This is a genomic window from Rufibacter sp. JT3400010, assembly GCF_054956755.1.
On record NZ_JBUDXA010000013.1, the window covers coordinates 1 to 13,127 of the forward strand.

At 50.1% G+C, this 13,127-nt stretch carries 9 protein-coding genes; all 9 read right to left on the reverse strand.

Annotated elements, in window-relative coordinates; all coding sequences use genetic code 11:
• Window positions 1-232: 232 nt before the first annotated feature.
• Window positions 233-2,143, reverse strand: coding sequence for a DUF294 nucleotidyltransferase-like domain-containing protein (locus tag ACY0JR_RS13060; RefSeq protein WP_462634541.1), 1,911 nt, complete (start codon window positions 2,141-2,143; stop codon window positions 233-235).
• Window positions 2,140-2,850: a 3'-5' exonuclease gene (locus ACY0JR_RS13065; protein ID WP_462634542.1), complete on the reverse strand. Its 711-nt coding sequence runs from the start codon at window positions 2,848-2,850 to the stop codon at window positions 2,140-2,142. Before ACY0JR_RS13065 ends, ACY0JR_RS13060 begins: the two co-directional genes overlap by 4 nt.
• 335 nt (window positions 2,851-3,185) lie before the next feature.
• On the reverse strand, window positions 3,186-4,685 hold the full coding sequence (araA, locus tag ACY0JR_RS13070) for an L-arabinose isomerase (protein ID WP_462634543.1): 1,500 nt from the start codon (window positions 4,683-4,685) through the stop codon (window positions 3,186-3,188).
• A gap of 76 nt (window positions 4,686-4,761) precedes the next feature.
• The gene (locus tag ACY0JR_RS13075) at window positions 4,762-5,460 is read right to left on the reverse strand and encodes an L-ribulose-5-phosphate 4-epimerase (RefSeq protein ID WP_462634544.1); all 699 of its coding nucleotides are present in this window, start codon (window positions 5,458-5,460) and stop codon (window positions 4,762-4,764) included.
• Between the two features lie 6 nt (window positions 5,461-5,466).
• The gene (locus ACY0JR_RS13080) at window positions 5,467-7,260 is read right to left on the reverse strand and encodes a ribulokinase (protein WP_462634545.1); all 1,794 of its coding nucleotides are present in this window, start codon (window positions 7,258-7,260) and stop codon (window positions 5,467-5,469) included.
• Window positions 7,261-7,589: 329 nt separating this feature from the next.
• Window positions 7,590-8,297, reverse strand: coding sequence for an NUDIX hydrolase (locus ACY0JR_RS13085; protein ID WP_462634546.1), 708 nt, complete (start codon window positions 8,295-8,297; stop codon window positions 7,590-7,592).
• A gap of 349 nt (window positions 8,298-8,646) precedes the next feature.
• Window positions 8,647-9,837, reverse strand: a complete 1,191-nt coding sequence (locus ACY0JR_RS13090) for an aldose epimerase family protein (RefSeq protein ID WP_462634547.1) — start codon at window positions 9,835-9,837, stop codon at window positions 8,647-8,649.
• Window positions 9,838-9,921: 84 nt separating this feature from the next.
• Window positions 9,922-10,980, reverse strand: a complete 1,059-nt coding sequence (locus tag ACY0JR_RS13095) for a family 43 glycosylhydrolase (RefSeq protein WP_462634548.1) — start codon at window positions 10,978-10,980, stop codon at window positions 9,922-9,924.
• A gap of 75 nt (window positions 10,981-11,055) precedes the next feature.
• Complete coding sequence (locus ACY0JR_RS13100; protein WP_462634549.1) at window positions 11,056-13,083, reverse strand: glycoside hydrolase family 97 protein; 2,028 nt, start codon at window positions 13,081-13,083, stop codon at window positions 11,056-11,058.
• Window positions 13,084-13,127: the final 44 nt, after the last annotated feature.

Sequence of the window (13,127 nt, forward strand, 5' to 3'; positions counted from 1 at the left end):
CTCCTCCCATTTGTCATCTTGGAAAGATCTTGTGGGCGAACTAGAAAGGCGTTTTAGTTACGCTAATACTGCTCGATCACAAGGTCCTTACAGGATGACATAAGAAGGGGAATAGTATTGAATAATAAGGTTTAGAGGAAAGAGCAAATGAAAGCCAACTACACTTAAAAACCTGTCCCTGCTGTTTCAAGCCTGCTTTCCCAAAAACTACCCTAAACCAGCAACCTACTTCTTACCCAAACAAGCTATTAGTGAACTGCACCTTGATGCCCAGTTGAAAATCACTTATGGTTTTGAAGATTTCCTTCAGGGTGACTTGCTCAATTTTGGTCAGGCTTTGAACATCCAGGTAATTGTCTGGATCTTTTTTGTCGTGCATGATTTGGCTGGCCTGTTTACGGAGGCGCAGGCCCATGAGGTAGTAGTACGACTGCATGAGTTCCTGGCATTGTTTCTCCGTGAAAACACCAGCTGCGGCTAAGGCTTCAATCCGCTCGCCGGTGTTGGTTTTGAAGATACGGTTTTGCAGGGCGTACACCCGTACCAGATCCACAATGGGGGTCATGGCCTTCTTGATGTCGAAGACCTGTTGCGAGCCCACGGTGAAGGTTCTGATATTTTTGAAGAATGACGTGAGCGGCGGTTCGTACTGCAGGGCGTTGTTGGCCATGTGGTAGAAGAGGCGCGGCATGGGTTTCTGCAGTTCCTCGTCTAGGAAAGAAACCAGCTCTTTCATGATTTCGCCATCGCCGTAGATGAAACGGCAGTCAAAGAAGGTGGAGAACTGGATAGCGGTTTCGGGCACAATTTCCTGCATCCAGGCGTGGTAGTTGCGTTTCCAGTGCGAAAGCGAGTGCGTCCATTTGGGGTTCTTGGCCATATAGCCGCCGGTGCAGAAACTGAACCCGATGTAGTCCAGCTTTTCGGAGACCATATCGGCGAAGCGCAGGAAGTATTCCCGCACCAGTTCGCGTTGCTCGTTGGCTTTGTCTTCGTACACAATGGCGTTGTCCTGGTCGGTTTTGAGGGTTTGCTCTTTGCGGCCTTCGCTGCCCAGCACCATGAACACGAACTTGGCCGGGGCCGGACCGCAGATGGCAATTACTTCCTCAATCACTTTCTGGGCAATAGTATCGGCTACGGTGGTGATGACCTGGTTGATGATCTCGGGTTTGGCGCCGCGCAAAAGCAGTTGCATCACAATTTCGGGCACCTGCTGCCACTTGGCCCGCAGTTCGTTCCCGGAGCGCGCCAGCTTCACCGATTGGATGAACACGAACGGCGACTGGGCCTGGTCGCTCAACAACTTGCTTCGGCTAATCATGCCTATGTATTCTCCTTGTTCCTCAATGAGCAGGTAACGGGTTTTGGTGCGGAACATCAGTAGAATAGCCTCATACACGTAGGCGTCTTTCCGGATGGACACAATGGGATTGTCCATGATTTCCTTCACCGGCCCGCGTACGTCTTCCTGCGCAGCCACCACGTTATCGCGAAGCGTGATGTCCGTGATATAACCTACAATATGCCCAACCTCGTTCTTCACGAAAACACAGCTGGTCTTGTTTTCCGCCATGAGACGGGCCGCAGTGTAAATAGGGGTGGTAGTGGAACAGGTAATAATAGTACGGTACTCCACGCTTTCAATACGGCGGGAATAGAGTTGGTCGGTGGCAATGTAGTTTTCCTCAAAGGAGGTGGGCCGCTTCACGAAATGGGCGAACTCCTCATTGAGCATGCGCAGGCCGAACTCATGGGTGAAATGGTGCAGGAAGCCCTCATTGGCTTTGGCCAGTGCCCTAAAGTCTCTGCGGTGCAGAAAGTACACCACGGTTCCTTTCTTGGCAATGACGGTGCGCAACGACTTCTTGCGGTTGAGCAACATAGAAATGCCACCGTAGCAATAGCCGGGGCCGTGCGGTTCCAGCACGCGCTTATTTTGGGCACTATCATAGAAAAACGACTCATATTCGCCTTCCACAATCAGGTCCACGCCCCGTAGTTTGGTCACGCCCTGGTGGTAGATGAGCGTGTCTTTGGAGTATCTTACTTCCTGCAGTAGGTCTATGACCCCTAACAGAATGTCATCTCCTAACAGGTGGAACGGCTTTACGCTTTTTAGAAATTGCAGACGGTCGTTCATAGCCAGTAAATAAGTAAAATGATGAAAAGTAAAGCTCCCAGTCCGGCTCCAAGCCAGAGCAGGATGGAGCGTTTAGGCTGTGGTTGTTTGTTAGTGGTGTAGCGTTTTTCCTGTTGTTGGGCAACGGACTCCTCCGTCACCACCCTGCGTTTACGTAATTCAAAAAAACTTTCGGCAGTGGCGCGGGCATCGGTCACCGCGTTGTGCTGGTTCTCCAAGGATTTATGAAACAGGTGGCTGTAGAGTTCGCCCAGGCGCAGGTGCTTTTTACGGGGCAGGTGCGTGAGCCCTGAAGATGCAATCATGGTGCAGAACACCGGCAGGTTCTCAAAAGGATTAGGTAATCCTTCACGGTAGAAGTCAGCACTGAGAACGTGGTAATCAAACTGCATGAAATGCCCAATGACCATGGGTTTGTAACGCTGCAATTCTTCCTGTAATAACAACAGCACTTCCCTTCTGCTTTGCCCGTTGCCGTGCAAGAAGTCGGGTGTAAGATGGTGTACGGCAATGGACGAAGGCTTCACCTCAAAGCCCTCGGGCCGGATGTAGTGATTCTCGCTTTTTACCTGCTGCCCGTCTTTGGTATAGACAAACCAAGCTACCTGCACGGTATGCGGCCAATTCTCCTCATCAGAGTAGGGCACATCCCAATGTTCGGGCAACCCCGAGGATTCAATGTCTATAAACAGCAGGTGGTCTTGCATGGTACGTCTCTCTTCCTAAGCGCATCTGCCGAAACAGATTCCTAAACTTACGTATTCCGCGGCAAAGTCCGCTGGCATTGCAGAAAGTAGGGGCAATCCCTTGTGGTTGCCCTTGCGTTTTGCAACGACATCGGCACAGACGCTCGCAGGTCCTCCGGACGCTACGAGGTCTTTTGAGTTAACGGCATGCTCCTCCATTTCGGGCATTCACTTTCATTTATAGGGAATTCCCCTTCCACGAAGGAGCAGGGGTGGGTAGCATTTTGCAGCTACTTTCCTGAAAACAGCCTTAAAACAGCATCGGCTCCCATTTCTGAGAGCCGATGCTGTTTTAATTATCTGTTCATCTGGTAGAACATTTCGCTCCAGCGAAGTTCGTTCTTCAGTTGGCTTAATTTGGTGTCTCTGCCGATGACCACGCACTCAATGCCGGCCATCTCCGCGAAGTCTTGTAATTGCTCTGCGCTGATGTTCTGGCTGTAGCAGGTATGGTGGGCTCCTCCGGCCAAAATCCAGGCGGCGCAACCGGTTTTCATGTCCGGTAACGGTTTCCAGAGAACGCGGGCAACTGGTAGATTCGGCAAATCGTTCTGCGGCTCTACAGCTTCTACTTCGTTCACGATTAACCGGAAACGGTTGCCCATGTCTACCACCGATGCGTTCAAAGCCGGACCAGAACCTGCGTTGAAGACCAAACGAACCGGGTCGGCTTTACCACCAATGCCTAAGGGGTGCACTTCGCAGGAAGGTTTGTCAACGGCCAAGGCTTCGTCAACCTCCAGCATGTGCGAACCTAATACCAAAGAATTGTTCGGATCGAAGTGGTAGGTGTAGTCTTCCATGAAGGCGTTGGCACCCGGTAAGCCGCTGCCCATTACTTTCATGGCGCGTACCAACGCGGCGGTTTTCCAGTCGCCTTCGCCGGCGAAACCGTAACCATCGGCCATGAGGCGCTGCACGGCAATACCTGGTAACTGCACCATGCCGTGCAAATCTTCAAACGTATCGGAGAAGCCTTTATAACCTCCTTTTTCCAAAAAGGTGCGCAAGCCTATTTCAATTTTAGCGGCCTCGCGCAAAGAAGCCCGTTGGGCACCACCTTCCAGCAGACCTTGCGCTACGGTGTATTTGGTTTCATACTCCTGCACCAGTTGGTCCACGGCTTGATCGGTCACCTCGTTGATTACCTGCACCAGGTCGCCAATGCCGTGGGTATTCACGGCGAAACCAAACTTCAATTCAGCCTCTACTTTGTCACCTTCGGTTACGGCTACGTAGCGCATGTTATCCCCGAAACGCACAAACTTGGCCCCTTGCCAGTCATGCCAGCCGGCGGCCACGCGGCACCAGTTGTTGATGTCCTGAATCACTTCTGGGTCTTGCCAGTGACCTACCACCACTTTGCGGTCTTTGCGCATGCGTGATACCATAAACCCGAACTCACGGTCGCCGTGAGCGCTTTGGTTCAGGTTCATGAAATCCATGTCAATGGAATTCCACGGAATATCGCGGTTAAATTGGGTGTGCAGGTGCAGCAAAGGCTTCTTCAGGATAGACAGACCTCTAATCCACATCTTAGCGGGCGAGAAGGTGTGCATCCAGGTAATCACGCCAATGCAGTTTTCAGCAACGTTGGCATCCTGGCAAACCTGGAAGATTTCTTCCGTGGTTTTCACCGTTGGTTTGAAGACAATCCGTACCGGAATCTGCTCAGCGCTATCCAGACCTTTCACTATCTCCTGCGAGTGGGCAGCAACTTGGTTAAGGGTTTCTTCGCCGTACAGATGCTGACTTCCGGTAATGAACCAGACTTCAAATTGTTTTAAGTCAATCATAGTATAAAGTTTAGAGCCGAAATCTCCTTTGGGAGAAAAGAGATTCACGGAGTGCTTGTATCGTTTCTAGTTGATATTACTGGCCGTAGTAAGAATCTGGCCCGTGTTTTCTCTCAAAGTGCTTCTTGATGAGCGAGTCCTGCAGGCGGGGAACTTGTGGTCTTATCTGCTCCGTCAGGAACGCCATGCGGGCAATTTCTTCCACTACGGCGCTGTTGTACACCGCTTTCTTAGCGTCTTTGCCCCAAGTGAATGGTGCGTGGTTTCCTACCAATATCATCTCCACCTCTTCATAGCTCATGCCTTTCTCCTGCAGGTAGTTCATGATTTGGAAGCCGGTCTCGTACTCATAGTTGCCCTGAATCATGGCATCATCCATGGGTGGGGCACAAGGTACATCGGTGGTGAGGTGGTCGGCATGGGTGGTGCCGTAGATTGGAATATCGCGTTGGGCCTGGGCCCAGGCAGTGGCGTAGGTGGAGTGCGTGTGTACAATACCGCCAATGGTTGGCCAATGCTTGTAGAGCACCGCGTGGGTTTTGGTATCGGACGAAGGTCGCAAAGTACCTTCTACCGTGTTGCCGTCAAAATCCACAATCACCATTTTCTCTGGTGAAAGGTCTTCGTACGGCACGCCGCTGGGCTTAATGGCAAACACGCCCTGTGACCGGTCTACCGCGCTCACGTTCCCGAAGGTGAATAAAACCAGCCCTAGTTTGGGCAATTGCATGTTGGCCTGGTAGGCCTCTTCTTTTATGTGTTGGAAAGAACTCATGGGTGCTTATCGGGTAGCCTCAGAAAGGCCTTGCAGTGCTTCTTGGTTTTGAATAGATTCTCTGGTCTGGCCGTCCTGGGCTGGGCTGCTCACTTCTGGCAAATCAGACAACGTAGTCTGTTTAGCAGACATGCTATGAGTTTCCAGGAAACCGCCTAGTTCGGTGTATTTCTGGTAACGCTTGGCGTACAGGTCTACTTTCTCAGGGTTAGGGAAATACTCCAGGTCAAAGCCTTGGCCCATGGCCTCCATGGCCTCTTCTACCCTGGTGTACAAGCCAGCCGCGGTAGCCGCGAACATGGCCGCGCCAATGGCGCAGGTTTGCTCTGATTTATGTATCCGGATGGGCATGTTCATCACATCAGCCATCATCTGCATGATGAACGGCGATTTACGCGCTACGCCACCCAAACCGATAAGGCCTTTTACCGGCACGCCTTGTTCGTTGAAGCGGTCTACAATCTTTTTGGCACCAAAGCAAGTGGCTTCCACCAAAGCTCTGAACACACGCGGGGCATCACTGCCCAAGCCTAGTCCGGAGATAGCACCTTTCAATACCTGATTGGCATCTGGCGTCCGGCGACCGTTGAACCAGTCAATGGCAAACTCGTTGTTTTCTGACAATGGAATTTGATCAGCGGCAATGCTCAACTCAGGGATGATTCTAGCGGATACTTCCTCTACCAAGGCCTCGGCGGTAGCGGCGTCAATGACTTGGGAGCTAGCCAGCAGGTTCTGCAACGGCCACAGCAAAATCCGCTTGAACCAGGCATAGGTATCACCAAAAGCCGATTGACCTGCTTCTAGTCCCATCATGCCTGGGATGACAGAACCAGGTACCTGGCCGCAGATACCATTTACTAACGTATCACCAATTTCTTCTAAGGGAGCTACCAGCATGTCGCAGGTAGAGGTTCCCATTACTTTGCTCAGGTGGTACGGCTCAATTTGTCCGCCCACGGCGCCCATGTGTGCATCAAAAGCACCAACGCCCACCACTACATCCGTGGACAAGCCCAGGCGCTCGGCCCATTCTTGGCTCAGCTGGCCCGCAGCCTGATCTGCCGTATAGGTTTCTTTGAACAAGCGGGAAGTGAACCCATCCAACACCGGGTCTAAAGAAGAGAAAAATTCATTGGGTGGAAGTCCGTCAAACTCTTCAGCCCAAAGTGATTTATGACCCGCCGAGCAAACGCCGCGTTTCATGGCATCTACATCGGTACCACCGGTTAACAAAAATGGTATCCAATCGCAGTGCTCTACCCAGGAATAGGCAGCTTCGCGCACTTGGGCATCTGCCCGCAACACGTGCAACAGTTTGGCCCAGAACCACTCAGATGAATAGATTCCGCCCACATATTTCAGGTAATTCGTATCGAATTTGGTGGCGTGCGCGTTGATTTCTGCCGCCTCCTGCACGCCGGTGTGATCTTTCCAGAGCACGAACATGGCGTTCGGGTTTTCGGCAAACTCCGGCAGCAAAGCCAACGGCGTTCCTTGTTTGTTCACCGCTACGGGTGTAGAACCAGTGGTATCTACCGAGATGCCTTTCACGTTGGCAGCTACTTCGGCCCCGGCTTTCTGAAGGCATTCCTTAATGGTTTTCTCCAGCCCTTCCACGTAATCTAAAGGATGCTGCCTGAATTGGTTTTCAGCCGGAATACAGTAAGCCCCTTTGTTCCAGCGGGGATAGTTGAACACAGAAGAAGCTACTTCCTCCCCGTTCCGGGCATTTACCAGGACTGACCGTACTGAGTCTGATCCGTAGTCAACACCAATTACAAAAACATCTTGCGCCATATCTATATTATTGATGTCAAATTAACGCTTATTTACTTATTGCCAAATTCTTGATAGCAATCTTTTATTGAATTTAGAATTCTGCTACGTACTAAGGCATTTACATTACAAGTATAGCAACAATATTTTACAAATGTAAATATGACACTTAATTTAATTTTCAAGCGTCCTCCTTGTAAACCAAAAATCAAACAACGCCAGATTCACTTCATTTAACTATTTCATAACCAGCAATTCCCGTTTAGAGGCTGGTTTCAATAAAGTAACCTCTAGACGGGAATTGCTACAAATGCTGTAGGGCTTGATTCCTCTTCCCCACTGCGGAACGCCTACATCAAGAATTTCTCTGGGTTGGGAATAAACTTCAGGAACGCCTCAAAGTTATCGTAGTACTTCTCTTTGTCTAGTTTAAAGTAGAAGGCACCTTTTCTGGAGCTTTCTTTGTCTTTGTCTTCCTGCCGTACTAGCAGGCCAGTGGAAAGCACCTTCCGGCTGAAGTTCCGCTTGTCAAAGGTAGTTTCGTAAAGTTTTTCGTAGAGAATCTGCAGCTTGGGAAGCGTGAATTTTTCGGGCAACAATTCAAACAGGATAGGGTGCAAAGCCGCTTTGTATCTGAGTCGCATTTTTGCCATCTCTACCATTTTGTTGTGGTCGAAAATTAAGTCTGGCATCTCAGTGAGCAGGAACCATTCGGCGTGGTAGTCTGAGCTTAGCTGGGTTTCGTATTTGTGGATGTCAATCAGGGCGAAGTAAGGTACCACAATGGTGCGCTCCACGGGGTCGCGGCTGGGTTCACTGAACGCCGGGATTTGCTCCAGGTACACGCCTTCTAAACCGGTGAGCTGTTTCAGGACGCGCTGGGCACCCGCCTCCAAACTTTCGTCTGATTGGACGAAACCACCCATCAAACTCCATTTATTTTTCTCCGGCTCAAAGCCACGTTGAATCAAAAGAAGTTTGAAGTTCTCTCCGTCAAACCCAAATATGATACAGTCTACCGCAACAAGGACCCTTGTCTGGCCCGAATACTCCATCATTCCGCTGATATTTTATTACGAAATCCCTTAGTTCAAAATAGAGGCAAGCGCACAAGGAAGCTTTTTATTAGAGTCTTCCCCTACACTCGTTGCCCTGTGTAAACTTATTGGCCTCTTAGAAAAAGACCGAATGTTATCGTTGGTACCAAGAAAGAATACTTCCTTAATCCAATTCTGAAGCAAATAAAGAAATAGTAGGTGATTTTTAAGCTATTTTAAAGAAAACGACCTAAAAACAGGTACAATCCGCAAGTGCCCCATACCGAAGGCGAATCTATCAGCCACAAAAAATCCCTGAGACTCCTATAGCAGGAACACCCAGGGATTTTTGTTAGACGAAAACCCAAAGCTATTTAGCAGAGAATTTGTGCACGGTGGTGGTGTTATACGTCTGCCCCGGCTTTAACACAGTAGACGGAAAAGCTGGGTGGTTAGGAGAATCTGGGAAGTGCTGGGTCTCTAAACAGAAAGCCGTTCTGAATTCATCCTTTACGTTGGTTTTAAGGGTGTGTGATCCTTCCATGAAGTTACCGCTGTAAAACTGGATGCCTGGCTCCTGGGTCCGGATTTCCATGGTAATACCGCTCTTGTCACCGGTTACGGTAGCGGCTAATTTCATCTCCTTGCCCGCGTTTCCGCCAGTCAGCACATAGTTGTGGTCATAGCCATTGCCGTATTTTAATTGCTGGTTCTGCTCTTTAATTCTGGCTCCAATGGTAGTTGGCTGCTGGAAATCAAACGGGGTCCCGGCCACTGGCTCAATACCCGTTGGGATCAAAGTTGAATCTACCGGATTGTAACGATCAGCGTTTATCTGCAAGGTGTGACCCAGCACGTCGCCGCTTCCTTCGCCGTTCAGGTTGAAGAACGTGTGGTTAGTAAGGTTTACAATAGTGGTTTTATCAGTAGTAGCCTGGTAATTCACAATCAGTTCGTTCTCGTCGGTAAGGGTGTAGGTTACTTTCACGTTCAGGTTGCCCGGGTAGCCTTCTTCCATGTCTTTGGCCAGGTAAGTCAGCTCCAGAGTTTTGTCATCTACCTGCTTGGCATCCCACACTACGCGCGAGAAACCTTTCACACCCCCGTGCAAATGGTTAGCTCCGTTGTTGGTGGCCAAGGTGTATTCCTTGCCATCTAGGCTGAATTTTCCTTTGGCGATGCGGTTGCCGTAACGGCCAATAGTAGCCCCAAAATACGTATCGGCACCTTCGGTGTAATCTTCCACGTTGGCAAACCCGATGGACACATCGGTTAGCTTTCCATTTTTGTCTGGCACCAATAGGCTTACCACGCGACCACCATAGTTGGTGATGGCGGCCTGTACGTTGTTCTTGTTTTTGAGCACAAACAGGTCGGTCTGTTTGCCGTCTATGGTCTTCTGGAAATCGGCGCGGGCAGGTAGTTTCACTTCGTTGGCAGTGTTTGTGGTTTGGTTTTCAGTGTTCGCTGTTTCCTGTTTGCCGGCGTTCTGATTACAGGCGCTCACTAGCAGCATAGAAGCTACCAGTAACGTGGAAACAGGTCTTAGTACGTATTTCATAGACGAGTTATAGGGTTAAACGGATTATTTTTTGAATGTAAGATTTTTTCCGACGATTTCAGCCGTCCGCAAAAATTCACCGGATTATTGCGCAATGGCAACCACCGGCCATTGGTCTTTGCCCCAGGTTAGTTTCTCTATTCTGAGTTTAGGCCTTCCGTTTTCAGCGGCGTCATACCCGTGGAAGATGATGTAATCTGTCTTGTCAAAGGTATACACCGAATTATGTCCTACCCCGTTCCATTTCTCGTTTCCTTCTAGCAAAATAGTACCGCCACCGGCATCCAGGGCTACGCCGTTTTTATCCAGGTAAGGCCCCTGCACGGTTTTAGCCCGACCCACAATCATTTTGTAGTCACTCTTGGCGCCTTTGCAGCAATAGTCAATGGAAGCGAAAAGGTAATAATAGCCGTTTTTCTTGAAAACGAAAGGCGCTTCAATCGCATTTCCACCCGCATCGGCGGGGTTGCCCGGCAGTGGGGCCGGATTGGTTTGCATTGTCAGACCTTTTCTGCGGCTGGCGATGGTGGGGATTTTGGAGATGTCCTCGGCCACACTCAGGCGGTCTTTGTTCATTTTCACCAGCTTCAGCCCGCCCCAGAAAGACCCGAAGGTCATCCACGGCGTCCCTTTTTCATCCGTCACAATATTCGGGTCAATGGCATTCCAGTTGGTTTGTCCCGGAATAGACTCAATGATTTTACCATGATCCACCCACTTAAATTTCTTATCCTGTGGATCTAAGGTAGTGTTCGTCGCCAGCCCAATGGCTGAGGTGTTTTTCCCGAAGGCCGAGATAGAGTAGTACAGGTAATATTTCCCGTTGTAGAAGCTGATGTCCGGCGCCCAGATGTGGTTGTTCTTGAAACCAGCAACGGCCTTAGTAGCCCACTCCGGGGCCGTGGCGAACACAGGCGCTTCCTTTTTCCAATTCTGCATATCGGTAGAAGACCACACCGAGATGCCGTTTCCCGTACTGAACAGATAGTACGTTTTGCTCTGCTTGGCCATAACTGGATCATGTACCGTTATGTTGCTCATAGGCCGAACTTCGCCTATTTGTTGTCCCTGCGTTTGCTGCGCCTGCACAGAACCAATGCCCGTAAGCAAGAGTATACTGAAGATGAAATTCCTTACCATCATATCAATCCTGATTATCTTTCGTTTTGTAGCTGTTTTAGCCAAAATGCACCAGAAGCAGGCTTTACCTGCCTTAGCTTAATTGCCTATTCCGCCGTTGGCGCTTTTGTCAAACACCATCACAAATCCACCGTTAGGTTTAAGTTCTACCGTGGTTTTTCCGTTGGCGGCAATCTCTACTGCTTTTTGTTGCATGCCCGAGGCATCGGTACCATCAGAGATATAAGAGCCTTTTTTGCCTTTCAGGAAAGCTAAATCCAATTCCAGGGTTTTGGCGGAATTCTCACCGTTGATGCCCGCCACGTACCACTTGCCATTCGCCTGACGCGCCATGACCACCTGCTTGCCCGGATAACCGTCAATAAACTTGGAGTCTTCCCATACGCTGGGCACTTCCTTCAGGAAATTCTGGGCATAGACGGGTGCCTTGGCCATACCCTGCGGAATATCCACGTAATGCTGAATGCCGGAGATAAACAGAACAGACAACGCTAATTCAAAGCCTTTGGTAGTTCTGCGGTTGATTCTCGGAATCTGGTCTAAATTCACCGGCGTAAAGTCCATGGGGTCAAAGACGTTGCGAGTGAAGGGAATTACCGTGGCGTGCGCGGCTTCTTCATCGGCATTTTGCTGCTCAAAAGTGATGAACTCGAAGCCTTTGATAGACTCCATGGTCATGAGGTTAGGATAGGTGCGCTGCCAGCCTCGGGGCAAGGTACAGCCGTGGAAATTCACCAGCAGTTTGTTCTCGGCGGCGTCTTTCAGAATGTCTATGTAATACTGCATCACGCTCTGGCCGTCGCCTCCGAAGAAGTCAATCTTTACGCCTTTGATGCCCATGTCACGTATTCTGGCAAACTCCTGCATACGGCTTTCATGCGTAAGCATTTTGTCTCTGGGGGTGTAAGGGGCCGTGTTCCAGGGTCCGGCCGAGTTGTACCAGAGCAGCAAGCCTACGTTCTTGGTTTTAGCGTAATCAGCCAATTCCTTCATTTTGTCATAGCCAATCTTTTGGTCCCAGTTAACGTCAATGAGCGAGTAAGACCAGTTCATGCGGGCAGCGTAGTCAATAAACCGTTTCTGCACATCGTACACAATGGAATCATCCTTCAGCAAGGCCCAACTCCAGGCCGCTTTACCAGGTTTTATGAAGCTTTGGTCTATGTTTATGGCTGGTTTTGCCAAATCAGTGCCCAAGGTAGACTCTGCAATGGTTTTGAGAGAGCCCACGGCAACAATGCGCCACGGCGTGTACCACGGCAACTCAGACTCGGGGTTCACCACGCCACCGGGCATTTTCTCAGCTTCCTGCGGAAACGCGAGGCGATACTCGCCGCCTGGCGCGTTCTGTGCCAGCCTGGAAGCACAGTAATTCCCCTCGGGCGCCGTCTCCGTGATCAAAGCCCAATTCTCGCCACTCTGAAAAAGCGCTGGGAACACCCAACCCGCCTTTATGGGCGACGGCGTACCTACCGGAATGCCTTTCAGGTAATATTCTTCATAAGACGGGTTGGTGCTCTCCCAGCCAGTCTTGGCATCAGACATGGGTTGCAACCAACCTTTCGCGCCCTCCGGAAACTTGAAAGAGGTCAACTCCTGACTGATTTTCTTGATTCCCGCGCCCTGTCCCGGAAAGTAGTACCGGAACGCCACGCCGTCATTAGACACCTGGAAGATGACATCCATCTGCTGCCCTTGCGCATTCTTCAAATGGAAGGTTCGTTTATTGGCCCGGTAGGAGTTCTTCTTCCGCTTGGCGGTCAGGATCTCATAATCATCTTTCACAGACTCCATTTTGGAAACCGAAGCCAGCGTTAAGCCTTTAGTCAAATCCGCGTCTTCCATGCGCACCCCCAACCTAGAATCTTGCAGTACCTCTGTTCCGTTGCGTGAGATGGCGTAGGTGGCGCTCTGATCAGGCGCAAGACTAAACCGCACCGCAATGCTTTTATCAGGGCTTTCTACCAAGTACTCTTTTTCAAGAGTTGAACTACTGGTACTACTGCTTTTTTGCGCGCAAGCAACCACCACCAGCAGCATAAGTGCTGATAGAGTGGCCTGTAGCTTGTTGAATACAGATTGGTTTTGTTTGTGTGGGAAGAACATGTACGTTTCTGTTAACTGGGGGAAGCGTTTTAGGGCTAGTTTTT